Consider the following 24634-nt stretch of genomic DNA (forward strand, 5'->3'; position numbering starts at 1 on the left):
CTGGCGCGCCGTCTGGAACTTTGCTCAACCGGCACTCTCTGAACTGCATTCTAGTGCTGTAGCGACAGTTCTCAGCGGGTCTCCGCCGGTGCCTGGCGCTCTTTTTGGAACGCAGGTATGAATCTGGTGAAGCAGCGAAGCGAAACGGGGGTTGGCATTCTTCCCCCGACCGAGGCGCAGACCCTTTTAGCATTGATGCATGCTCGCGCCGAGGCCGATCGTCTAAGCGAGCGCGAGCAGCTGTTCAGCACACTGATGGGCGCCGTCAATGCGGTGCTCTGGGCCTTCGATTGGCAGGCCCAGCAGATGATTTACGTCAGCCCCGCCTACGAGCAGATTTTTGGCCGCTCTGCCGCGCTATTGCTGTCGGACTTCGGTGAATGGCGCAACAGCATCTATCCGGATGACCTGGAATACGCGCAGAAAAGCATGCTAGACGTGCTCGACAAGGGCGCTGTCGAGGAGCGCGAGTACCGCATCATCCGCGCTGACGGGCAGCTGCGTTGGCTCAGCGATAAGTGCTTTGTCGCGCGCAACGCAGACAGCACGCACGGGCCGATTATCGTTGGTATTGCCGAAGACATCACCGAAAAGAAGCAGCTCGAAGGCGAGCTGCAGCGCTTGGCCACCATTGATGTACTGACCCAGAGCAGCAACCGCCGGCATTTCTTCGAATGCGCCCAGCGCGAATTCGACCTGGCCCGGCAGTACGCCACGCCGCTGGCGTTCCAGTTGCTGGACATCGACGATTTCAAGCGGATCAACGATACCCATGGTCATCAGATGGGCGATCAGGTGCTGCAACGCGTCGCCCAGTGCGGCTCGTCGGTGCTGCGTCGAGGCGACCTGTTCGGACGCATCGGTGGTGAGGAGTTCGCGCTGCTGTTACCGGGCTGCCAACCGGACCTCGCCGAGCAGATCGCCGAACGCTTGCAGCGCGAGATTCAGCGCTTGGTCTTCACCAGTCCCGACGGGCAGCGTTTCGGCGTCACCGTCAGCCTAGGCGTGACCTATCTCAGGGCCAGCGATCCAGATCTCAGTTCGCTTTTTGCGCGCGCCGATGCGGCGATGTATACCGCCAAGCGTCTGGGCAAAAATCAGGTGATTGTTGCCTGACGCTATCTATGAGGTACAAAAAACCGCGGCGTAGCTGAGGCTCGCCGCGGTTTTTCGTTTGCCTGAGAGCGCTCAACCCTTGTGAGTCAGTGTCGCGATTGGTTGCTGCTGGGTAATGCAATGGATATTGCCCCCGCCCAACAGGATTTCGCGACCCGGCACCATGACCACTTGGTGATCGGGGAACAGTCTGGCGAGAATCGCCTCGGCTTCGGCATCCAGCGGGTCGTCGAAAGATGGCGCGATGATGCCGCCGTTGACGATCAGGAAATTGACGTAGCTGCCGGCCAGGCGGATCGATGGATCGCGCGGCTGGCTGCCAATCAGCGGGACCACGCCGGCGCATTCTTCCTCGGTGGCATGCAGCGGCCCGGGGATCGGCATCTTGTGCACGACTAGCTGGCGATCCCAAGCATCGTGTGTCTGCTCAAGCACCTGCATGGCAGCCTGGCAGCGTTCGTAGTTGGGGTTGTCGCGATCATCGGTCCAGGCTAGCAGCACTTCGCCGGGACGCACGAAGCAACAGAAGTTATCGACGTGACCGTCGGTTTCATCGTTGTACAGGCCGTGCGGCAGCCAGATCACCTTATCGATCGCCAGGTAATCGGCAAGGACCGCTTCGATCTGTTCCCGGGAGAGGTGCGGATTGCGGTTGCGGTTGAGCAGGCACTCTTCGGTGGTGATCAACGTGCCTTCGCCATCGACATGAATCGAGCCGCCTTCAAGCACGAAACCTTCGGTACGGTAGCGATCGCAGCGCTCGATTTCGAGAATCTTCTGCGCAACCTCGTCGTCGCGCTGCCACTCGCTGTAGAGCCCGCCTTCCAGCCCGCCCCAGGCATTGAATGTCCAGTCAACGCCGCGCAGCCCGCCCTTGCCATTGATCAAGAATGTCGGTCCGGTGTCGCGCACCCAGGCGTCATCGGTGCTGACTTCAACCAGGCGAACACGCGGATCGTCCAGCTGCGCCCGTGCCGCCTGGTAGTGCTGCGCCGCGGCACACACCGTAACCGGTTCGAAGCGCGCGATCGCCTTGGCGACCGCGGTAAACGCTGCCTGTGCCCGCGTGCCCTGGTCGCGCCAGTTGTCGGGACGCTGCGGCCAGACCATCCAGGTCTGGCTGTGCGGCGCCCATTCGGCAGGCATGTGATAGTCGTCTGCACGCGGCGTAGTTTTGAGGGTGGTCATCGGTATTTTCCGTGAGAGCGCTTTGTAGGAGCTAGCTTGCTCGCGAACAGCTTGCATAGCCAAATTCGCGAGCAAGCTCGCTCCTACAACGATGGATCAATCTTCGGTCAGGATTCCAGCGAGCCATCCAGCGTCTTGATCGGGCTGTACAGGTTCGGTCGGCGATCGCGGAACACGCCCCAGGCGCTGCGGATGTGCTCCAGCTTGGCCAGGTCGAATTCGTGCACCAAAACGCCCTCGCTGGTTTCGTCCATCTCTTCGACCTTGGCGCCGAATTGGTCGGCAATGAACGAGGAGCCATAGAAGGTAATGTCGTAGCCGTCCTGCTCTTCGGTGCCGATGCGATTGCTGGCGATCAGCGGCATCAGGTTGGCACCGGCGTGGCCTTGTTGCACGCGCTGCCAGTGGTCGCGCGAGGTGATGCTCGAATCATGCGGCTCGCTGCCAATCGCGGTCGGGTAGAACAGTAGCTCGGCTCCCATCAGCGCCATGCTGCGGGCAGTTTCGGGGAACCACTGGTCCCAGCAGATCGCCACGCCGATTTTGGCATAGCGGGTATTCCATACCTTGAAGCCGGTGTCGCCGGGGTTGAAGTAATACTTCTCGTGATAGCCCGGGCCGTCCGGGATATGGCTCTTGCGGTAGACGCCGAGCATCTTGCCGTCAGCATCAATGATGGCGATGGAGTTGAAACGCGCGCGGCCGGCGACTTCGAAGAAGCTGATCGGCAGCACCACCTGCAACTCGGCGGCGACTTTCTGAAAGTGCTGAATGGCCGGATTTTGCTCGACCGAGGTGGCGAGCTGCAGGTATTCCGGATTCGGCTTCTGGCAGAAGTAGGGCGTCTCGAACAGTTCCTGAATCAGGATGATTTGCGCGCCCTTGGCGGCCGCTTCACGGACCAGCTTGTCGGCATTGGCGATGTTAGCTTCGCGATCCCAGGAACAAGCCATCTGGGTGGCGGCGACGGTGACGATACGGGACATGACGGCCTCGCTGAATGTGCGTTACAGAAATGGAGTAATTCTATGCGATGTCGTTCGAGGGAAGAGCGGAAAAGCCGATGAGTGCGCTGGAGGCGGGAAGGCTAGAAGAGAAAAGCGGCCTGCAACTGCTAGTTAGTGTCGTAGGGTGGGCTTCAGCCCACCGTTGGTAGATATCCGGTGGCTGAATTGGTGGGCTGAAGCGGGGCGCCGCCCGGCCCACCTACACTGGTGCCTTTCGTTCAGCCTAAAGCACTCCTGTCGGCTTTCGGCCGTTAAACCGTATGCAGATACCAGTTGTATTCGAGATCGGAGATCGAGTGTTCGAACTCGGCCAGCTCGCTTTCCTTACAGGCGACGAAAATATCGATGTAGGTTGAGTCGATGTAGCGCGCCATGATTTCGCTGTCGTCCAGCTCACGCAGGGCGTCGCGCAGATTGGTCGGTAGGCTTTGCTCGACCTGCTCGTAGGAGTTGCCCTCGATCGGCTCGTCCGGCGCAATCTTGTTCGTCAGACCGTGGTGGATGCCCGCTAGCACACCGGCCAGCAGCAGATAGGGGTTGGCGTCGGCGCCGGCTACGCGATGCTCGATGCGCACGGCGTCCGGGCTGTCGGTTGGAACGCGTAGCGCCACGGTGCGGTTGTCCAGGCCCCAGCAGGGTGCGTTGGGCACATAGAACTGCGCGCCGAAGCGGCGATAGGAATTGACGTTGGGGCAGAGGAAGGCCATCGATGCGGCCATGGTTTGCTGAATGCCTCCGATGGCGTGACGCAGCGTTTCGCTTTCCAGCGGGTTGTCGGTGGCGAAGATATTGTTGCCATTCTTGTCGAGTAGCGAGATGTGCACGTGCAGCCCGTTGCCGGCCTGGCCCGGATAGGGCTTGGCCATAAAGGTGGTGTCCATCTCGTGGTCGTAAGCGATGTTCTTGATCAGGCGCTTGAGCAACACCGCATAGTCGCAGGCCTTGATCGGATCGGCGACGTGATGGAGGTTGACCTCGAATTGCGCCGGGGCGCTTTCCTTGACGATGGCATCGGCGGGAATGCCCTGTTCCTTGGCGCCTTCGAGGACGTCCTGCAGACAGTCGACATATTCGTCGAGGTCATCGATCAGATAGACCTGAGTGGAATGCGGACGTTTGCCGGAGATCGGCGAACGTGGCGGCTGAGGCCGGCCGTTTACGTTTTCCTGGTCGATCAGGTAGAACTCAAGTTCGAACGCGGCGCAGATGGTCAAACCCAGCTCATCGAACTTGCTCACTACTTGACGCAGCACTTCGCGAGGATCGGCGAAGAACGGCGAGCCGTCGCGCTCGTGCATGGTCATCAACAGCTGAGCGGTGGGACGCTTTTGCCAGGGTTCGTTGCTTAGGGTGTTGGGAATAGGGAAGCAGGTCCGGTCCGAGTCACCGATGTCCATGCCTAGCCCGGTGCTTTCCACGGTGATGCCGTTGATGTCGAGGGCGAATAGCGAGGCGGGCAGATTGATACCCTTTTCATAGACCTTGTGCAGACTGGCGCGCTCGATGCGCTTGCCTCGAACGACACCGTTCATGTCTGCGATCAACAGGTCGATGTACTGGACCTCCGGATGTTCCTTGAGAAATGCGTTAGCTTCGTTGAGCTGAACGGCTCGCGGCTGCGGGAGCATGATGAAGCACCTTAATTGTTAAAAATTTCAATCATCAGACAGCTTGCCTTGGAGTCAATCGAAAAGCCCTGTCGCTGTCAATAGCGCTTGAAAAAGCGCTATGAGGGCCCGCTTTGGGCACTTTTGGGGCATTCGGGGTCGTTACCACGATGAGCGAACGCGACTTTGCGTTCAAGATTCCGTCGGCTATTGTCTATAAAAACGAACAAGACTACTCTCCGACGAGCCCCATCAGGAAAGACGAGTATCCCATGCCTCGCGTGCCATTGATCGGCGTTTCCGCCTGTACCAGGCAGATCGGCCACCACAACTTTCATATCGCTGGCGACAAGTACCTGCGAGCGGCGGCAATCGCAGGTATGCCGCTGGTCATTCCGGCGCTGGACGATCTGATAGACCCCATTGCTCTTCTAGATAGCGTAGACGGCCTGCTCTTTACCGGCTCACCCTCCAATGTTGAGCCTCATCATTACGGCGGCCCGGCCAGCGCTGAGGGCACTCCACATGATCCGTCGCGTGATCGCCTGACGCTGCCGCTGATTCGTGCGGCGGTGGAAGTGGGTATTCCGGTATTCGGTGTCTGCCGCGGCTTTCAGGAAATGAACGTGGCCTTTGGCGGCAGTCTGCACCAGAAGGTGCACGAAGCAGGTCCTTATGCCGATCATCGCGAGCGCGCTGAAGATCCGCTGGAGGTGCAGTACGGCCTCAGTCATGCCTTGCATGTTCAACCCGGTGGGTTGCTTGAGCGGCTCGGGTTGCCGCCGCAGATCGAGGTGAATTCGGTGCACGGCCAAGGTGTCGAACGGCTCGGCAACGGGCTGCGTATCGAGGCGCTGGCGCCCGACGGGTTGATCGAAGCCTTTTCCGTTGAGGCCGCGCGTACGTTCGCACTTGGCGTGCAGTGGCATCCGGAATGGAAGGTGCATGAATACCCGCATTACCTGGCGCTGTTTCAGGGCTTCGCCCAAGCCTGCCAGGAACGCGCCGAGCGGCGCTGAACGCAGGCCGGCACGGCGCTCGTCCCAATAGTCCCGAGGTTGATATGTCCAGCAAGCTCGACCAGCTCACCGGCTGGCTGAAAGAACGCAAGATTACCGAGGTGGAATGCCTGATCAGCGACCTGACCGGCATCGCCCGCGGCAAGATCTCACCTACAAACAAGTTTCTCGACGAGAAGGGCATGCGCCTGCCGGAGAGCGTGCTGTTGCAGACGGTTACCGGCGACTACGTCGAGGATGACATCTATTACGAGCTGCTCGACCCGGCGGACATCGACATGTTCTGTCGGCCCGATGCAGATGCGGTGTTCCTCGTTCCCTGGGCTATCGAGCCCACCGCTCAAGTGATCCACGATACCTACGACAAGATGGGCAACCCCATCGAGATATCTCCACGCAACATCCTCAAGCGGGTGCTGAAGATGTATGCCGATAAGGGCTGGCAGCCCATCGTCGCGCCGGAGATGGAGTTCTACCTGACCAAGCGTTGCGAAGATCCGGACCTGCCGTTCCAGCCGCCAATCGGCCGTTCGGGCCGTCAGGAAACCGGGCGGCAGTCGTTCTCCATCGACGCGGCCAACGAGTTCGATCCGTTGTTCGAAGATATGTACGACTGGTGCGAGGCTCAGGGGCTCGATCTGGATACCCTGATTCACGAGGAAGGCACCGCGCAGATGGAAATCAACTTCCGTCACGGCGAGGCGTTGCATCTGGCCGACCAGATCCTGGTGTTCAAGCGCACCATGCGCGAGGCCGCGCTCAAGCACAACGTCGCCGCCACCTTCATGGCCAAGCCCATGACGGGAGAGCCTGGCAGCGCCATGCATTTGCACCAGAGCGTTGTGGACCTTGAAACCGGGCGCAACATCTTTTCCAACAGCGACGGCACCATGAGCCAGCTTTTTCTGCACCACGTTGGCGGCCTGCAGAAATACATACCCGAGCTGCTGCCGCTGTTTGCGCCGAACGTGAACTCCTTTCGCCGATTCCTGCCGGATACCTCGGCGCCGGTGAATGTCGAGTGGGGCGAAGAGAACCGTACCGTCGGCCTGCGGGTGCCGGATTCCGACCCCCAGAACCGTCGCGTCGAGAACCGGCTGCCGGGCGCCGATGCCAACCCCTATCTGGCTATCGCCGCCAGCCTGCTCTGTGGCTACATCGGCATGATCGAAGAGCTGCCACCGAGCCAGCCGGTCAAGGGCCGTGGCTATGAGCGGCGCAACCTGCGTCTACCGCTGACACTCGATGCAGCGTTGGAAAGGATGGAGAACTGTAGGCAGCTGGAGAAGTATCTGAGCCCCAAATTCATCACCGGTTATATAGCGGTCAAGCGCGCCGAGCAGGAGAACTACCACCGAGTGATCAGTTCATGGGAGCGTGAGTTCCTGATGCTCTCGGTATAAAGCGGTCGTAGGGTGGATGCGCATTTTTCATCCACCATGGCTCCGTTCGGTGGAGCGCCACCCGGTGGATCGATGAAGCGTGATCCACCCTACGTTTGGCTGGAGGCTTCGGGTGGATGAGTTTTTCATCCATCGAAAATCACGGATAAAAGAGGTGCCCGATGAGCGATTCGCAAACCCTGCATTGGCAAGCCCTGAGCCGCGACCATCATTTGCCGCCGTTCACTGATTTCAAGGCGCTGAACGCCAAGGGCACGCGCATCATCACCCGCGGCGAGGGTGTCTATCTCTGGGACAGCGAAGGCCACAAGATCCTTGATGCCATGGCCGGACTCTGGTGCGTCAATCTCGGCTATGGGCGCGAAGAACTGGTCGAAGCGGCGACCCGGCAGATGCGTGAGCTGCCATACTACAACCTGTTTTTCCAGACCGCCCATCCGCCGGCCCTGGCGCTGGCCAAGGCCATAGCCGAGATCGCGCCGGACGGCATGAACCATGTCTTCTTCACCGGCTCTGGCTCGGAAGCCAACGACACCGTACTGCGCATGGTGCGCCATTACTGGGCAACCAAGGGGCAGCCTTCGAAGAAGGTCGTGATTGGTCGCTGGAATGGCTACCACGGCTCGACCATCGCCGGCGCCAGCCTCGGCGGTATGAAGGCGATGCACGACCAGAGCGACGGCCCGATTCCCGGTATCGAGCATATCGACCAGCCCTACTGGTTCGGCGAGGGCGATGATCTCGATCCAGAGGAATTCGGCGTTCGCGTGGCCGAGCAGCTGGAGCGCAAGATTCTCGAAGTCGGCGAAGACAAGATAGCCGCCTTCATTGCCGAACCGATCCAGGGCGCAGGCGGTGTAATCATTCCGCCGGACAGCTACTGGCCGAAGATTCGCGAAATCCTCGCTCGCTACGAAATTCTCTTCATTGCCGACGAAGTCATCTGTGGCTTCGGCCGTACCGGTGAATGGTTCGGCAGCGACTATTACGGTAACGCGCCGGATCTGATGCCCATCGCCAAAGGCCTGACCTCCGGTTATTTACCCATGGGCGGCGTGGTGGTGCGCGACGAAGTGGTGCACACGCTCAACGAAGGCGGCGAGTTCTATCACGGCTTCACTTACTCCGGGCATCCGGTGGCTGCAGCGGTGGCGCTGGAGAACATTCGCATCATGCGCGAAGAGAAGCTCGTCGAGCGGGTCAAGACGAAGACGGCACCTTACTTGCAGTCACGGTGGCAGGAGCTGGTCGAGCATCCGCTGGTGGGCGAAGCCCGCGGCGTCGGCATGCTCGGCGCGCTGGAGCTGGTGAAGAACAAGAAAACCCGCGAGCGCTTCGCCGATCCGGGCGTGGGCATGCTCTGTCGCGAGCATTGTTTCCGCAACGGTTTAGTGATGCGCGCGGTGGGCGACACCATGATCATTTCGCCACCGCTGGTGATAAACGAGGAGCAGATCGACGAGCTGATCGGCAAGGTTCGGCAATGCCTGGATGCAACCGCCAAGGATGCTCTGGCTTGACCGGCAAGGGTGCTGGTCGCGGCGCTCTCCGAGCGGCATGTACTAATGTTACGAACGTATGTGCAAAGCTCGTTCGGGTTGTTGAAAAACAGCCATTGACCTTGCCAGACTGCGCGCGTGCTTTGGCCTGACTTACCGAGGGGTGTGTCGATGCCGGCACAGCCACTTAACTGTCCAGGAGCGGTGAGACCGGCGTTGATCGCCGCCCCAGCGTGACCTGTTCCTAGCCCCGACATAAACGATGACAACAGGAGCTGCACGGATGAAACCCTTTGCCAAGACTCTACTTGCACTGACGCTGACGGGCGCGGTCGCCAGCGCTGCCCAGGCCGAAGACAAGGTGCTGCACGTTTTCAACTGGTCCGACTATATCGCCGAAGACACCTTGGAGAACTTCACCAAGGAAACTGGCATCGAGGTGGTTTACGACGTTTTCGACAGCAACGAGGTGCTGGAAGCCAAGCTGCTCGCCGGTAGCTCCGGTTATGACGTGGTAGTCCCGTCGAATCCCTTCCTGGCCAAGCAGATCAAGGCCGGCGTGTTCCAGAAGCTCGACAAGAGCAAGCTGCCGAACTGGGAGAACCTGGACAAAGACCTGCTCAAGGCGTTGCAGCCGAGCGATCCGGGCAACCAGTACGCCGTGCCTTACATGTGGGGCACCATCGGCATCGGCTACAACCCTGCGAAGGTCAAGGAAGTTTTGGGTGAGGACGCGCCGGTCGACTCCTGGGATCTGGTGTTCAAGCCTGAGAACATGGAAAAGCTGAAAGCTTGCGGCGTGTCCTTCCTTGATTCGCCCACCGAAATTCTTCCAGCTGCGCTGCATTACCTCGGCTACGCACCGGACAGTACCAAGTCCGATGAGCTGAAGAAGGCCGAAGAGCTGTTCATGCAGATCCGCCCGAACGTAGCCTATTTCCACTCTTCCAAATACATCTCGGACCTGGCCAACGGCAACGTCTGCGTCGCTATCGGCTATTCCGGCGACATTTACCAGGCCAAGGCGCGTGCGGAAGAGGCGGGCAACAACGTCACGGTCAGCTACAACATTCCCAAGGAAGGCGCAGGCACCTTCTTCGACATGCTGGCCGTACCGGCCGACGCGAAGAACGTCGACAACGCCCATGTGTTCCTCAACTACCTGATGAAGCCCGAAGTGATGGCGTCCATCACTGACTACGTGCAATTCCCCAACGGCAACGCCGCAGCCACCCCGCTGGTGGATGAAGCGATTCGCACTGACCCGGGCATCTACCCGAGCCAGGCCGTGCTGCAGAAGCTCTACACCTTCCCGGACCTCGATCCCAAGACCCAGCGCACCATGACCCGCAGCTGGACCAAGATCAAATCGGGCCGTTGATACCGAAACCGTCTTGCCAGGCCCGATTGCGGGTCTGTGCAAGTCGGCACCAGACCCTGAAGGGAGCTACGTACGAACCCGCAGCGCTGGCTTGCGATCCGCGTGCAGCACCTCTCTTCGGGCGTGGCCGCATCGCCAGTTGCGTCTTGCCAGTTGATTTTTAGAGGTTTTTCCAATAAATAGCCCGCCTTTCGCCCGCTGATCGCGCGGCCTGCATCAAGAGGACACTCTCATGCGCTCGACATTGAAGTCACTTCTTATCGCCGCTGCGGTCAGCGGTGCTGCATCCGCTCAGGCTGCCACGGTGCATATCTACAACTGGTCGGATTACATCGGTGAAACGACGCTGGAAGAGTTCGAAAAGGAGACCGGCATCAAGCCCGTCTACGACGTCTTCGACTCCAACGAAACCCTTGAAGGCAAACTGCTCGCCGGCCGCACCGGTTACGACGTCGTTGTGCCTTCCAACCATTTTCTCGGCAAGCAGATCCGCGCCGGCGCTTTCCAGAAACTGGACAAGAGCAAACTGCCGAATTGGAAGAATCTTGATCCGGCGTTGCTCAAGCAGCTGGAAAAGAACGATCCGGGCAATGTCTACGCCGCGCCTTATCTCTGGGGCACCAATGGCATCGGCTACAACGTCGAGAAAGTAACCGCCGCGCTGGGCATCGAGAAGGTCGATTCCTGGGCCGTACTGTTCGAGCCGGAAAACGCCAAGAAGCTCGCCGACTGCGGCATCGCATTTCTCGATTCGGCCGATGAAATGATTCCGGCCATGCTCAACTACCTGGGACTGGATCCCAACAGCACCGATCCGGACGACTACGCCAAGGCCGAGGCCAAACTGCTCGAAGTGCGTCCCTATGTACGGTATTTCCACTCGTCCAAATACATTTCGGACCTGGCCAACGGCAATATCTGCATCGCCGCCGGGTTCTCCGGTGATGTCTTCCAGGCTGCGGCCCGCGCTGATGAAGCGGGCAAGGGAATCGACATCGCTTATTCGATTCCCAAGGAAGGCGGCAACCTCTGGTTCGACATGCTGGCCATTCCGGCGGACGCGCAGAATGTCGACGAAGCCCATACGTTCATCAACTACCTGCTGAAGCCGGAGGTAATCGCTTCGGTCAGTGACTATGTCGGCTACGCCAATCCCAACCTCAAGGCCGGCGAGCTCATGGATCAAGAAGTGCGTAACGACGCTTCGGTTTATCCGCCGCAGGAAGTGCTGGACCGGCTGTATGTATCGGCTGAGTTGCCGCCGAAGGTGATGCGCCTGATGACCCGGACCTGGACGAAGGTCAAGTCCGGCCAATAGCAGGCTGTTGAAAAACTAGCTGCGTTGCCACCATTTCCCGGCACCGTCCGGGCCCATTTTTCCAATCGGGAGTTCGCGCATGGCTGTTGCCTCCAGCGCCTACAAAAAGGCCCTCACCGGTGAGAGCCAGAACAAGCAGGTGCTGCTGAAGATCGACCGCGTCACCAAGAAGTTCGACGAAACGGTGGCGGTCGATGATGTCTCGCTGAGCATCCACCAGGGCGAGATATTTGCGCTGCTGGGTGGCTCTGGCTCGGGCAAATCCACGCTGCTGCGCATGCTCGCGGGATTCGAGCGGCCCACCGAGGGGCGCATTTTTCTCGACGGTCAGGACATCACCGACATGCCGCCTTACGAGCGGCCGATCAACATGATGTTCCAGTCCTATGCGCTGTTCCCGCATATGACCGTCGCGCAGAACATCGCCTTCGGCCTCAAGCAGGACGGCCTGTCCAAAGACGAGGTGCAGACGCGCGTCGATGAGATGCTGACGCTGGTGCAGATGAGCCAGTACGCCAAGCGCAAGCCGCATCAGCTCTCCGGTGGCCAACGGCAACGTGTGGCTCTGGCCCGATCGTTGGCCAAGCGGCCCAAGCTGTTGCTGCTCGACGAGCCCATGGGCGCGCTGGACAAAAAGCTGCGCTCGCAGATGCAACTGGAGCTGGTGCAGATCATCGAGCGGGTCGGTGTGACCTGCGTAATGGTCACTCACGACCAGGAAGAAGCCATGACCATGGCCGAGCGCATCGCCATCATGCACCTGGGCTGGATCGCCCAAGTCGGCAGCCCGATGGACATTTACGAGACGCCCGCGAGCCGTCTGGTCTGCGAGTTCATCGGCAACGTCAATCTGTTCGATGGTGAGCTCGTCGAAGACATGGAAGACCATGCCGTGATCGCCTGCCCTGGCCTGGAAAATCCGATCTACGTGGGCCACGGCATCAGCACGCGCGCCCAGGATAAGCAGATTACGTATGCACTTCGCCCCGAAAAGCTGCTGATCGGCACCGAGCTGCCTGATCTGCAGCGGCCCGGCTACAACTGGGCCAAGGGCGTCGTTTACGACATCGCTTACCTGGGCGGGCATTCGGTCTACTACATTCAGATGCCGTCCGGCGGCATCCTGCAGGCGTTTATGGCCAATGCCGAACGTCACGTGAAGCTGCCGACCTGGGAGGAAGAAGTGTTCGTCTACTGGTGGGACGACAGCGGCGTGGTGCTGCAGGCATGAGCCGCTCACGCCTGAACGCGGGGCGCCGCCTGGTCATCGGCGTACCCTTCCTGTGGCTCGCGCTGTTTTTCCTGCTGCCATTCATCATCGTACTGAAGATCAGCTTCGCGGCTGCAGACGTGGCGATTCCGCCCTACACGGAGATTTTTGCCTACGCCGAGCAGCAACTGCAGGTGGTGATCAATCTCGGCAATTACATCTTTCTCAGCGAGGATGATCTGTACTGGGCAGCCTATGCAGGCTCGCTGAAGATCGCCTTTTTCAGCACCTTGATGTGCCTGCTGATCGGCTATCCGATGGCCTACGCCATCGCCCGCGCGCGCAAGGATCTGCAAACCGTGTTGTTGCTGCTGATCATGATGCCGACCTGGACCGCGATTCTGATCCGTGTCTACGCCTGGATGGGTATTCTCAGCAGCAACGGCATCCTCAACGGATTGCTGCAGGGCATGGGACTGATCGACGAGCCGCTGCGCATTCTCAACACCGATCTGGCGGTATACATCGGGGTGGTCTACTCCTACCTGCCGTTCATGATCCTGCCGCTCTACGCCAACCTGGTGAAGCACGACCTCAGCCTGCTGGAGGCGGCTTCCGACCTTGGCGCGCGTAACCTCACCAGCTTCTGGAAAATCACCGTGCCGTTGTCGAAAAACGGCATCATCGCCGGCTGCATGCTGGTATTCATTCCGGTGGTGGGTGAGTTCGTGATCCCCGAACTGCTTGGCGGGCCGGAGACACTGATGATCGGCAAGGTGCTCTGGCAGGAATTCTTCAACAATCGCGATTGGCCGGTGGCGTCGGCGCTGGCGGTAGTGATGCTGGCGATCCTGTTGGTGCCGATCATTCTGTTCAACCGCAACCAAGCCAAAGAATTAGAGGGCAAGCTATGACTCACCTGAGTGGCTGGCTGCCCTGTTCAACAGGCTTTCTACCCACAAGAATGGCCAAAGAGCTGGAGGGCACGCTATGAAGCGCTGGAGCTTTTCCAACGTGATCCTGGTGCTCGGGTTGCTATTCATCTACCTGCCGATGGTGCTGCTGGTCATCTACTCGTTCAACGCCTCGCGGCTGGTGACGGTGTGGGGCGGCTGGTCGTTGAAGTGGTATGCCGGGCTGCTCGATAACAGCCAGCTGATGGGCGCAGTGATGCGCTCGCTGGAAGTGGCGACCTATACCGCGATCGCTGCGGTCGCATTAGGGACCATGGCGGCTTTCGTGCTTACGCGGGTCCCGGTGTTTCGCGGCCGTACGCTGTTCGGTGGGTTGGTTACCGCACCACTGGTGATGCCGGAGGTGATCACCGGCCTGTCGTTGCTGTTGTTGTTCGTGGCCATGGCGCAACTGATTGGCTGGCCGGCACAGCGGGGCATCGTCACCATCTGGATCGCGCATACTACCTTCTGCTCGGCCTATGTCGCCGTGGTGGTGATGGCGCGACTGCGTGAGCTCGACCTGTCCATCGAGGAAGCGGCGATGGACCTCGGCGCACGGCCGTGGAAGGTATTCTTTCTGATTACCATGCCGATGATCGCGCCGTCGCTGGCCGCTGGCGGCATGCTGTCGTTCGCCCTGTCGCTGGACGATCTGGTACTGGCCAGCTTCGTTTCCGGACCGGGCTCGACCACGCTGCCGATGGAGATCTTTTCCGCCGTACGCCTGGGCGTGAAGCCGGAAATCAACGCCGTTGCCAGCCTGATTCTGCTGGTGGTGTCGCTGGCGACTTTCATCGCCTGGTACACCACCCGCCGTGCCGAGAAGCGTCGCGTTCGCGCGATGCGCCAAGCCATGGATGACGGTGGAGATCGAAACTGGCGGCCGGCGATCGATAACACGGTCGCGGCACCGCCATCGGCGCATAGCTGATCCCAGGCAGGCGCGCCTTACAGCGTGCCTGCCTGCCAATCACAGAAACACGCCACCGCCAGCGAGTGAGTCGCACGAACCTGGCGGCCCGCCAGTATGGCTTCGAGAATCGGTTCGACGAAGCTGTTGTCAGAACTGCAGACAGCGCCTTCGCTGTACGGGCCGATATAGGCAAGCCGACCGCGTCTGTCCCAGATTCCAACCGCCGGGCTGGCTGGCAATTTCTCCGAGCCTGCCAGGCCGCTCAGCGGCTTAAGCGCGGCGAGCTGCTGCGGCAACCGGCCATTGCTGCCCGGTTTCTGCACCACGTAGAACTCCACATCGAGCGCTGCGAAGCGCTCCAGCAACTCCTGCAGGTGTTGCTGATTACCAACGTTGCACGGGCAGCCCGGATCCCAGAAATGCACGAAACGCACTGGCCCCGGTCCTTGGAGCTCCGTCGGCAGCTGCAAGGCGTCACCGGAGAACAGCTCGGCACGTTCGTTTTCGAAGGGGCGCAGGTAGCGCGCCTCGAACCACCAGAAGGCAGCGAGCATGGCACCGCCCCAAAGCAGGGCGATGAGCGCTGCGATCAGATATTTGTTGCGTAAGGACATAGCGGCGCTCGTCAATGGGGGCGCCAGCTTGCCATGCTGCGCGACAGAGCTGAATATCCTACCCAACCAGAGCAAGAAAACCCGCTATGCCCTCGCGAATCGATCCCGACGCCCTGCGCGCCCAACTGCGCCCTTTCAGTCAGGGCGCCGAACTCACCCCCGACGCACGCTTCTACCAAGCTTTCTACGGTCTGGACCTGCCTCACTACGGTGATATCCAGCGGCGTCTGGGTTGCTTCCCGGTGCACGATTACGAGCTGGTCGCGCAGGCGTGGTGTCCTGACCAGCCAGTGGCAACGTTGCTGATCCTGCATGGCTACTACGACCATATGGGGCTCTACCGGCACGTGGTGGATTGGGGGCTGCAGATGGGCTTCGCCGTGCTTGCCTGCGATTTACCCGGGCATGGTTTGTCCAGCGGACCGCGGGCGAGCATCAACGAGTTCGACGAATATCAGGCGGTGCTACAGGGCCTGCTCGGCGAAGCCGAGAAGCTCGGGCTGCCGCGGCCCTGGCATCTGCTGGGGCAAAGCACCGGCGCGGCGATCATCCTGGATTATCTGCTGTGCCAGCCGAAACATTCGCAGCTAGGGCGCAGCATTCTGCTGGCACCGCTGGTGCGGCCGTGTGCCTGGGGCTGGTCACGGTTCAGCTATGAGGTGGTGCGCCGCTTCGTCAAGCAGATCCCTCGGCGCTTCAGTGAAAACTCGGGCGACCCAGCGTTTCTCAAGTTCATCCAGTCGGGCGATCCGCTGCAACCGATTATCCTGCCGACCGCCTGGGTGGGCGCTCTGTCGCGCTGGATACCGCGTATCGAAGGTGCGCCTGCCAGTCCACACAGTCCGATCATCATTCAGGGTGAAGCCGACATGACCGTTGACTGGCGACACAATCTCCCGCTTCTCGAGCGCAAATTCGCAGCGCCCGAGATTCTCCGTCTGCCCGGCGCGCGCCACCATTTGGTCAACGAACGCGAGGCTCTACGCCGCGAGTACTTCGATTTTCTCAGCCAGCAGTTGAAGTAGTTCAGCCGATTGGGCAGCAGTTCCTGCTGCCTGAATATCGGCGCTGCTTATGCCGACCGCAAGGCCCGCACGCAGGGCTTGCAGAGCGGCCTGGTAGTAGTTTTGGCCCGCTTGCGATTGGGCGAACTCGACGAACTCTTGCAGTTCGGCATCGGAAAGGTCGCGGTAGATGTACAGCAGCGTGTTGTCCAGGTCGCTTTCGACCTGCTGCTGCAAGCGCTCGCGCTGGCCGTCCAGCAGTCCCTGGGCCTGGTTGCCACCGAGCAGCCCGGGGATCATCTGACTGAGACTGTCCGCTGCGACTCCGGCGAGCGCAAGGCTGACCTCGGCCCCGGCCTCGGCGGCTGGCAATGCTTGGGCCAGATGACGAATCAGCAATTGTCGATTGCTGCCGGCTTCCATTCGCGGCAGGCCGTTCTCGTAGCGGGCAAGCTGCTCGCGGCGGGCTGCCAGCGTTTCGGCCGCGACCACCTTATGGCCCAGCGGCGACTGAAAGAACTCCAGCGCTGCTTGGGGATCCGGCAGATTCTGCCGCAGCGCCTGCTTGGCGCGCTGATCGATGGCGTTAACGGCGAAGCGTCGGTTGCTGTTGGTCACCAGCGCTTGATAAACCGCCGGTGGCAGGCTGTTCTTGTAACGTTGTTGCGCAGCCGTCAGGGCATCGGAAAAGTTGGTGCGTTGTTCGGTCCAGCCAGCGGTCTCATAAAGTTCGTCGTAGGTATCGGCGAGACTGTTCAGGCTGAAGGCGAGTAATACACATGTAAGTAGGGCGCGCATGGAAGCTCCTGTTTGGCGGGCGGTTTATTTTCGGCGCCACGACATGGGCTTGTCGAGGAGCGAAAGCGCGGCTGCTAGACTCCGCTGCTGTTCCAGAGCGGGCCCGCCAAAGGCTGCAATGAAACGTCATAAGACCCCATCGGAGTCACTTCCTTGCCGTTCTCTACGATTATCGACGACCTGGCCGAGCGTGGCTGGTCGCTGCAGAGTTCCTTTCTTTCCAGTGATGTGACCCGAAAGCTGGCCGACGAGTGCCGCAGACGAGACACCGAGGGCGCATTGGCGCCCGCCGGAGTCGGGCGCGGCGAAGAGCAGACAGTGCGTGAAGGCATTCGTGGCGACCATATTCACTGGTTGGAGGCGGGACAGGCCGAGGTCTGCGATGCCTATCTGGCTCTGATGGACGAGCTGCGGCAGACGCTCAATCGCGAGCTGTTCCTCGGTCTGGAAGAGTTCGAGTGCCACTTTGCCCTTTATCCGCCCGGAGCCTTCTACCAGACCCACCTCGATCGCTTCCGCGACGACGACAGCCGCTGCATCAGCGCAGTGCTCTATCTCAATCCACACTGGCAGCCATCCGATGGCGGCGAGTTGCGCATGCACTTCGGCGACGGTTCGAAGCTGGATATTCCTCCGCTGGCTGGCGATCTGCTGATGTTTCTGTCCGCCGACTTCCCGCATGAAGTACTGGTCACCCATGCCGACCGCCTTTCCCTGACCGGTTGGTTCCGTCGTCGCCCGGCGGATGTGCTGGCGCTTTGATTTCTGGATAGTAACGGCAGCGCAAAAAAAAGCCCGGCACAAAGGCCGGGCAGAAAAAAAGCTAGCTTGCTGGTACGTGTTACATACCCAGCAGGTTCGGCAGCGCCAAGGAAATCCACGGCACATAGGTGATGAGAATCAGGAAGGCCAACATCAGCGCCAGCCACGGCATTACGGCGCGGATCACCTGAGTCACCGGCATGCCGGTCACGGCCGAGGCAACGAACAGGTTCAATCCCACCGGCGGTGTTATCAGGCCGATCTCCATGTTCACTACCATGATGATGCCCAGGTGGATCGGATCGATGCCCAGCTGCACGGCGATCGGGAACAGGATCGGCGCCAGGATCAGGATGATCGCCGACGGTTCCATGAAAGCTCCGGCGACCAGCAGCACGATGTTGACGACCAGCAGGAACATCCATGGCTGCAGTCCGGCCTCGAGCACCATGGCGGTGATCTGTTGCGGAATCTGCTCGGTGGTCAGCACGTGGGCGAAGAGCATCGCGTTGGCGATGATAAACATCAACATGATGGTGAGCTTGCCCGACTCCAGCAGCACCTTCGGGCAATCGCGAATGGTGATGTCCTTGTAGACGAACAGTGCGATGAAGGCCGAGTACACCGCCGCCACCGCCGCCGCTTCGGTCGGGGTGAACATGCCGGAGTAAATCCCGCCGAGGATGATCACCATCAGCAGCAGGCCCCATACCGCCTTGCGTGCGGATGACAGCCACTCACGGAAGGTCGCCCGCGGCATGGCCGGCAGGTTTTTCTTCACTGCGATGATGTAGATCGCGATCATCAGCCCGACGCCCAGCAGAATGCCTGGCACCACACCGGCCATGAACAGCTTGCCGACCGAAGTTTCGGTAGCGGCTGCATAGACCACCATGACGATGGAGGGTGGGATCAGAATGCCCAGCGTACCGGCGTTACAGACGATGCCGGCACCGAAGGCCTGCGGGTAGCCGGAGCGGACCATGCCGGCGATGGCGATAGAGCCGACCGCAGCCACGGTTGCTGGTGACGAGCCCGAAAGCGCAGCGAACAGCATGCACGCCATGACCGCACCGATGGCCAGGCCACCACGGATATGGCCGACGGTGGCGTTGGCGAAGTCGATCAGACGCCGTGCTACGCCACCGGTGGTCATGAAGGCGCCGGCCAGCAGGAAGAACGGAATGGCCAGCAGCGTGTAGTGCTCGGAGGTCTCGAACAGCTTGATCGCCAATGACGTGACCGAATCCGGGCTGAACAGCAGAATGGTCAGCGAGCCGGCGAGGCCGAGAGAAACGGCCACCGGCACACCGATGAACATCAGCACGAAAAGCGCCACGAAGAGGAACAGGATAGTCATTTATTTCGGCTCCTCTTCACCGAGCTTGAGCGCGTCGGCTGCCTCATCGGCGAGCCCCAGTCCGGTTTGTTCGTTGCGCAGGATGCGCACGAGGATTTCGGCGAAACGGATAAACACCATGGCAAAACCAATGGGCACGATCATGCCGATATGCCATTGCTTGATGCCGAAATGACCAAGGTCCTCGGCGCCGATGTTGGCGGTGAACAGGGCCTGGATCCATTCGAAGCTGGCGATCGACAGCAAGCCCGCATAGCCGAGGCAGAACAGACAAGCGACGATACCGATGTAACGCTGTACCGGTCGCGATGCGAGCTTGACCAGCGCATCGACACCGATGTGGCCGGCGGTACGCACACCGTAGGCCAGGCCGGAGAAGATCAGCCAGGCGAACAGGGCCTTGGTCAGCGCGGTACTCCAGGTCATCGCCTGAGCGAAGCCGATAACGAAATCGCCGATGGCGAAAAAGAAGTCTTCAGCCTGTGGAAAGCTGTCCGCCAGGCTGTAGAAAACGGTGTAGAGGTTGTTCAGAACCACGTAAACGAAGGTCACCAACGTCATGGCGGCCAGCAGGAAGGCGATAAAAGCCTCCTCGAAGTGGTCCCAGACGCGCCAGAGGGCGTTCATGGATGGCATCTCCCGATGGAGCATTGTGTTTGTTGACGGGCGTACAGAGCGTGCGCCATGAACCGGTCTGGTGACCGGGTTATAGAGCAATGAAAAACTGTTGTTTCGTCCAAGCGCCGAATCGTCTCGCCTTGATAACCGCCTGGTTGGTTTTGTTTTTCACTGATCTATCGGTGTGCAACTACCGGAACGGAGAGGGCGGGTTATGCCCGCCCTCTCGACAGGCTTACTGAGCGTTGGACGCCTCGGCGGCCTTGATCAGGTCAGCACCGATGTCGTTCTCGAATTTCTTCCAGACCGGCTTCATGGCTTCACGCCACTTGGCACGCTCTTCCGGAGTCAGCACCAGGATTTCGGTGGTGCCGGCTGCCAGAATGTCCGCCTTGGCCTTCTGGTTCAGCGCATCGGCCTGCTTGTTCACCTCGACGGTTACCTCTTCCAGAATGCTTTCCAGCTCGCCGCGAACATCATCCGGCAGGCCGTTCCAGAACTTGGTGTTGGTGATCAGCATGTAGTCGAGCAGACCGTGGTCAGACTCGGTGATGTGCTTCTGAACTTCGTGCATCTTCTGCGAGTAGATGTTCGAGTAGGGGTTCTCGGCACCATTTACTACGCCAGTCTGCAGACCCTGATAAACCTCGGCGAAGCTCATCTTGCGCGGGTTGGCGCGCAGGGCCTTGAACTGCTCGTCCAGTACGGCGGAAGCCTGAACGCGGAACTTCAGACCACGGGCGTCTGACGGCTCGCGCAGCTCCTTGTTGGCGGACAGCTGCTTCATGCCGTTGTGCCAGTAGCCCAGGCCGGTAATGTTCTTGTCTTCCATGGAGTGCAGCAGCTTTTGGCCGGCATCGCTCTGCTGGAAGCGGTCAACCGCCTGGATGTTGTCGAACAGGAACGGCAGGTCGAATACCTGAACGCCCTTGGAGTAATGCTCGAACTTTGCCAGCGAAGGTGCGATCAGTTGGACATCGCCCAGCAGCAGCGCTTCCATTTCCTTGCCATCGCCGAACAGCGACGAGTTCGGGTAGACCTGAACTTCGACCTTGCCGGGCAGACGCTCTTCCACCAGCTTCTTGAACAGGTTGGCGCCCTGGCCTTTCGGCGTGTTTTCGGCAACTACGTGGGAGAACTTGATCAGGATCGGGTCGGCGGCTTGGGCCAGACCGGCGATACCCAGGGACAGCGCGCAGGCAAGCGCCGTGGCAGTCAGCTTGAACATTGTTGTGTTTCCTCTTGTTGTGGATGAGCCGCCGCACTGGAGCAGCAGCTCGGCTGTAGCCAGCAAAGACAAGTCTAGGCGTCATCGAAGAAGTCGTTGCGCCAACTACTGACTTGTTTCACTGGCTCATCGGGTTAGCGGGAGCAAGTGCTGTGCCAGAAGCGCAGAACCTTCACCCGTGACGCGTGAGTTTACCGGTGTAGTGGCGAAATGCTGACGAATAATTCTCAAGCAACGCCTCTAGCTCGCAGGCTCCGTTAATCAGTTGGGGTTGATGGGGCGAGAAACATCTAGCCGGACGATTATTGCAAAACCGCTGCAGTCGACCGCAGCAGCGGAAAAAGCAGTTCCCTTGAGGTGCGATTGGCGGAAACCCGCCAGCTATTCGCCGTCTTCCGGCGAGGTTCCGCCAGCATCGTTGAACACCAATCCATGCTTGCGCAGCTTGTCATGCAGGGTCTTGCGCGGCAGCCCGAGTGCCTCGGCAACGCTGCGCAACGAGCTGTGCGGGCGCGCCAGCTCGGCGGCAATCAGGGCTCGTTCGAAGGCATCGACCTGCTCGTTGAGCGCGCTGCCAGCGTTGCTGGGCGTGCCTTCGACGAGGCGTGCCGGATCGTCGAGCCCCAGCTGAAGCCCCAGGGCGAAACGCTCCGCGGTGTTCTGCAGTTCTCGCACGTTGCCGGGCCAGGTGTGACGCAGCAGATGAGCACGCTGCTCCGGACGCAGCTCGCGAATCGGCAAGCCGTGGCGGCTGGCGGCGGTTTCGGCGAAATGCTGAAACAGGAACAAGAGGTCCTCGCTGCGCTCTCGAAGCGGCGGGATACGCAAGGGTGCGACATTCAGCCGGTAGTAGAGGTCTGCGCGGAAACGGCCCTGGTCAGCAGCTTGACGCAGATCTTCCTTGGTGGCGGCGATAACGCGGATGTCCAGCGGGATCGACTGATTGCCACCGAGGCGCTCAACGATCCGCTCCTGCAACATGCGTAGCAGCTTGACCTGCACGTCCAGGCTCATGCTTTCAATTTCATCGAGGAACAGCGTGCCGCCATTGGCGAACTCGAACTTGCCGATGCGGCGCTTTTGCGCGCCGGTGAACGCGCCGGCTTCATGGCCGAAAAGTTCGCTTTCCACCACCGATTCGGCCAGTGCACCGGCATTGATGGCAACGAACGGGCCGCTTCGGCGGCTGGATAGATCATGCAGTGCACGCGCGACGACTTCCTTGCCCGCGCCGGTTTCGCCGAGGATCAGCACATCGGCCTGCGTTCCGGCGAGCGCGCCGATCTGTTCGCGTAGGGCCCGCATTGCCGGCGATTGCCCCAGCAGGCGCGTCGATAACTGCTGACGGTCGGCCAGGGCCAGGCGCAGGCTGCGGTTGTCCAACACCAGCTGACGCAGGGCGAGGGCGCGACGCACGCTGTCGAGCAGGGCCTCGCTGGGAAAGGGTTTTTCGAGAAAATCATAGGCCCCGGCGCGCATCGCCTGCACAGCCAGCTGGATATCGCCATGACCGGTGATCAGCAGCACCGGCAGCTCGCTGTCGATGGTGTGCAGTTGTTGCTGCAGTTCGAGGCCATCGATACCTGGCATACGGATATCGCTGACCACCACGCCGGGCCAGCCCATCGGTAGTAGCGATGCTAGACCGCGTGCATCGCCCAGACTGAGTACCTTGAGCCCGGCGAGATCGAGCGTCTGGCTCAGCGCCTTGCGTAAATGGGGATCGTCGTCGACCAGAATTACCTGAGTCTGCGGGTCGATCTGGCTGGTCATGCTAGTCCTCGCTCGGGAAGGCGACGCCGGGATCGGCGGATTGCAGATAGAGGCTGAGCTGGGCGCCGCCCTCGGGATGGTTGGCGATGATCAGCTCGCCGCCCAGGGCGCGTGTCAGCGTATCGCAGATGGCCAGGCCCAGGCCTAGCCCCTGTGCGCTGGTCTTGGTGGTGAAGAAGGGTTCTCGGGAGCGCTGCAATGCCTCGGCGGAAAACCCCGAGCCATTGTCGCGCAAAGTCAACAGCACGCCATCGCCCTGGCGCTCGGCGCGCAGCCAGATGCGCCGTACCGGCGGTCGCTCGTTGAGCGCGTCGAGCGCATTGGCCAGCAGGTTGGAAAGAATCTGCCGCAGCCGCGTTTCGCCGGCCTGAACCCAGAGCGTGGCTTCCGGTAGGTCGCGGATCAGCTCGACACCCATTGCCTGCCGTCTTTTGGCCAACAGCGCCAGCGCATCATCGAGTGCCGGTTGCAGCGCCACCCGCTCCGGCGCATGACGGTCGCGGCGGGCGAAGGCACGTAGATGCGCGATGATCGACGCCATGCGCGCCGTTAGCTCGCTGATCAGCCTGAGGTTGTCGCGAGCCTCCTCGTTGCGCTGTTGGTCGAGCAGCACCCGGGCATTGTCCGCATAGCTGCGGATAGCCCCCAGCGGCTGATTGAGCTCATGGCTGATACTCGCCGACATCGTGCCAAGCGCCGACAGCTTGCCGGCTTGTAGCAGCTCATCCTGGGCGCGGACCAATTCCTGTTGCGCCTGCTCGCGCTCGAGCACCTCCAGCTTGAGTCTGCTATTGAGCGCTTCCAGATCCTGGGTCCGCTCCTGTACGCGGCGCTCCAGCTGCTGGCGCGCCTTGGCGTCCAGCGCAATGCGCTCGAGATAATGCCGACGTCGCTGCATCATTAACCCGATCAACAGCAACAGCGTCGCCAGGGTTGCCGCACCGATCGCTTCGACGGTCTGTACCGGCCGCTCGACCAGGCTGATCGGCGCCAGGATGCGTACCGTCCAGCCGATTTCCTTGAGTTCTCGGCTCTGGATCAACCAGGCGTCGATATCGAGTGTCAGGTCCAGGGGCTCGAGGGTCGGGTATGGGCGGTCGGATGCGATCTGCTCGCGGTCGTCGGCATCCAATGCTCGGCTCGCGCGGAAACGCCATTCGGGCTGCGACGTCAGAATCACCACACCGAGGTTATCGGTCACCATGAGTTGCTCCGGGGTGCTGCCCCACAGCGTCTCGGTATGGTCCAGTTCGACTTTGACCACCAGCACGCCGAGCACCTCTGTGCCGTCGCGCACGGCCGCGCCGAAATAATAGCCACGCTTGCCGGAGGTGGTACCCAGGCCAAAGAAGCGCCCCAGCCCGCCGGCCATGGCCTCCCTGAAATAGGGGCGAAACGCGAAGTTTCGATCGACGAAGCTGTCTTCATCGTTCCAGTTCGACGCTGCCAGTGTATTGCCGTCCGGTGCCATCAGGTAGATCACGTCGGCACCGGTTTCCTTGCGTAACCGGTTCAACAGGCGATTGGCCTGATCCTTGGCGGTTGGGTTGTCGGCCTGGCGAAGAGCGGTACGCAGAGTCGGCAGGTCGCCGAGGATGCGCGGCAGCACTTCGTAGCGCCGCAATGAGCCGAGCAGATTGGCCACATAGAGATCGAGTGTCTGCCGATTCTGTTCGATCAGCTCGTTGCTGTAGTACCGCTCGGCCAGATGCTGCAACGGCCACAGCAGTGGTGCGAGCAACAAGGCCAGCAAGGCCAGGTTGCGCCAGCGTGGACGACGAGGAGATTCAGGAGGAGTCATGCGGATGCGCCTGTGATTCGGGCACATTATGCACGTTCAGGGAATTATGGGCGCCACCA

Annotated in this window: 21 protein-coding genes; 11 read left to right on the top strand and 10 right to left on the bottom strand. The window is 60.6% G+C overall.

Annotation, left to right across the window (positions count from 1 at the left end; genetic code table 11):
- The first annotated feature begins 117 nt into the window (after positions 1-117).
- Positions 118-1116, top strand: coding sequence for a GGDEF domain-containing protein (locus D7241_RS11815; protein WP_408101685.1), 999 nt, complete (start codon positions 118-120; stop codon positions 1114-1116).
- A 72-nt stretch (positions 1117-1188) separates the two neighbouring features.
- Here the strand turns inward: D7241_RS11815 and aguA are convergent, their stop codons facing one another.
- The 3 genes from aguA to D7241_RS11830 all read right to left on the bottom strand — a co-directional run bounded on the left by aguA (position 1189) and on the right by D7241_RS11830 (position 4939).
- Positions 1189-2304, bottom strand: a complete 1116-nt coding sequence (aguA, locus tag D7241_RS11820) for an agmatine deiminase (RefSeq protein ID WP_408101686.1) — start codon at positions 2302-2304, stop codon at positions 1189-1191.
- A 107-nt stretch (positions 2305-2411) separates the two neighbouring features.
- The gene (gene aguB / locus D7241_RS11825; protein ID WP_408101687.1) at positions 2412-3290 is read right to left on the bottom strand and encodes an N-carbamoylputrescine amidase; all 879 of its coding nucleotides are present in this window, start codon (positions 3288-3290) and stop codon (positions 2412-2414) included.
- A 272-nt stretch (positions 3291-3562) separates the two neighbouring features.
- Positions 3563-4939, bottom strand: coding sequence for a glutamine synthetase family protein (locus tag D7241_RS11830; RefSeq protein ID WP_408101688.1), 1377 nt, complete (start codon positions 4937-4939; stop codon positions 3563-3565).
- Positions 4940-5190: 251 nt separating this feature from the next.
- On the opposite strand from D7241_RS11830, the gene D7241_RS11835 reads away from it, so the two are divergent.
- The 8 genes from D7241_RS11835 (at position 5191) to D7241_RS11870 (ending at position 14635) form a co-directional block, all read left to right on the top strand.
- Complete coding sequence (locus D7241_RS11835) at positions 5191-5937, top strand: gamma-glutamyl-gamma-aminobutyrate hydrolase family protein (protein ID WP_408101689.1); 747 nt, start codon at positions 5191-5193, stop codon at positions 5935-5937.
- A 44-nt stretch (positions 5938-5981) separates the two neighbouring features.
- Positions 5982-7340, top strand: a complete 1359-nt coding sequence (locus D7241_RS11840; protein ID WP_408101690.1) for a glutamine synthetase family protein — start codon at positions 5982-5984, stop codon at positions 7338-7340.
- A 161-nt stretch (positions 7341-7501) separates the two neighbouring features.
- Positions 7502-8860, top strand: coding sequence for an aspartate aminotransferase family protein (locus D7241_RS11845; RefSeq protein ID WP_408101691.1), 1359 nt, complete (start codon positions 7502-7504; stop codon positions 8858-8860).
- Between the two features lie 262 nt (positions 8861-9122).
- The gene (locus D7241_RS11850) at positions 9123-10220 is read left to right on the top strand and encodes a polyamine ABC transporter substrate-binding protein (protein WP_408101692.1); all 1098 of its coding nucleotides are present in this window, start codon (positions 9123-9125) and stop codon (positions 10218-10220) included.
- 232 nt (positions 10221-10452) lie between these two features.
- Positions 10453-11538, top strand: a complete 1086-nt coding sequence (locus tag D7241_RS11855; RefSeq protein WP_255982763.1) for a polyamine ABC transporter substrate-binding protein — start codon at positions 10453-10455, stop codon at positions 11536-11538.
- A gap of 79 nt (positions 11539-11617) precedes the next feature.
- The gene (gene potA, locus D7241_RS11860; RefSeq protein WP_408101693.1) at positions 11618-12769 is read left to right on the top strand and encodes a polyamine ABC transporter ATP-binding protein; all 1152 of its coding nucleotides are present in this window, start codon (positions 11618-11620) and stop codon (positions 12767-12769) included.
- Positions 12766-13662, top strand: coding sequence for an ABC transporter permease subunit (locus D7241_RS11865; protein ID WP_408101694.1), 897 nt, complete (start codon positions 12766-12768; stop codon positions 13660-13662). The genes potA and D7241_RS11865 overlap by 4 nt, the downstream gene beginning before the upstream one ends.
- A gap of 76 nt (positions 13663-13738) precedes the next feature.
- A complete protein-coding gene (locus D7241_RS11870) occupies positions 13739-14635 on the top strand; it encodes an ABC transporter permease subunit (protein ID WP_408101695.1) in 897 nt (298 codons plus the stop codon).
- 17 nt (positions 14636-14652) lie between these two features.
- Here D7241_RS11870 and D7241_RS11875 read toward each other — a convergent pair whose 3' ends face one another.
- Positions 14653-15231 (bottom strand): DUF6436 domain-containing protein, encoded by a 579-nt coding sequence (locus D7241_RS11875; protein ID WP_408101696.1) that lies wholly within the window; start codon positions 15229-15231, stop codon positions 14653-14655.
- An 86-nt stretch (positions 15232-15317) separates the two neighbouring features.
- Here D7241_RS11875 and D7241_RS11880 point away from each other — a divergent pair, with 86 nt between their 5' ends.
- Positions 15318-16256: an alpha/beta hydrolase gene (locus D7241_RS11880; protein ID WP_255982753.1), complete on the top strand. Its 939-nt coding sequence runs from the start codon at positions 15318-15320 to the stop codon at positions 16254-16256.
- On the opposite strand, the gene D7241_RS11885 is transcribed toward D7241_RS11880, so the two are convergent.
- On the bottom strand, positions 16212-17033 hold the full coding sequence (locus D7241_RS11885; RefSeq protein ID WP_408101697.1) for a hypothetical protein: 822 nt from the start codon (positions 17031-17033) through the stop codon (positions 16212-16214). The genes D7241_RS11880 and D7241_RS11885 overlap by 45 nt on opposite strands.
- A 153-nt stretch (positions 17034-17186) precedes the next feature.
- Between D7241_RS11885 and D7241_RS11890 the strand changes: the two genes are divergently transcribed.
- Positions 17187-17795, top strand: coding sequence for a 2OG-Fe(II) oxygenase (locus tag D7241_RS11890; RefSeq protein WP_408101698.1), 609 nt, complete (start codon positions 17187-17189; stop codon positions 17793-17795).
- Positions 17796-17874: 79 nt separating this feature from the next.
- On the opposite strand, the gene dctM is transcribed toward D7241_RS11890, so the two are convergent.
- From dctM to D7241_RS11915, 5 genes are all read right to left on the bottom strand, one after another.
- A complete protein-coding gene (gene dctM, locus D7241_RS11895) occupies positions 17875-19155 on the bottom strand; it encodes a C4-dicarboxylate TRAP transporter large permease protein DctM (RefSeq protein ID WP_255982747.1) in 1281 nt (426 codons plus the stop codon).
- Positions 19156-19782 carry a TRAP transporter small permease gene (locus D7241_RS11900; protein ID WP_408101699.1) on the bottom strand — a complete coding sequence of 209 codons (627 nt, stop codon included), beginning with the start codon at positions 19780-19782 and terminating at the stop codon, positions 19156-19158.
- Positions 19783-20008: 226 nt separating this feature from the next.
- Positions 20009-21001: a C4-dicarboxylate TRAP substrate-binding protein DctP gene (gene dctP / locus D7241_RS11905; protein ID WP_255982743.1), complete on the bottom strand. Its 993-nt coding sequence runs from the start codon at positions 20999-21001 to the stop codon at positions 20009-20011.
- A gap of 381 nt (positions 21002-21382) precedes the next feature.
- The gene (locus tag D7241_RS11910) at positions 21383-22774 is read right to left on the bottom strand and encodes a sigma-54-dependent transcriptional regulator (protein WP_408101700.1); all 1392 of its coding nucleotides are present in this window, start codon (positions 22772-22774) and stop codon (positions 21383-21385) included.
- A gap of 1 nt (position 22775) precedes the next feature.
- Positions 22776-24575: an ATP-binding protein gene (locus tag D7241_RS11915; protein ID WP_408101701.1), complete on the bottom strand. Its 1800-nt coding sequence runs from the start codon at positions 24573-24575 to the stop codon at positions 22776-22778.
- Positions 24576-24634: the final 59 nt, after the last annotated feature.

The organism is Stutzerimonas sp. VN223-3, from assembly GCF_045999685.1.
Classification (GTDB): domain Bacteria; phylum Pseudomonadota; class Gammaproteobacteria; order Pseudomonadales; family Pseudomonadaceae; genus Stutzerimonas; species Stutzerimonas stutzeri_AR.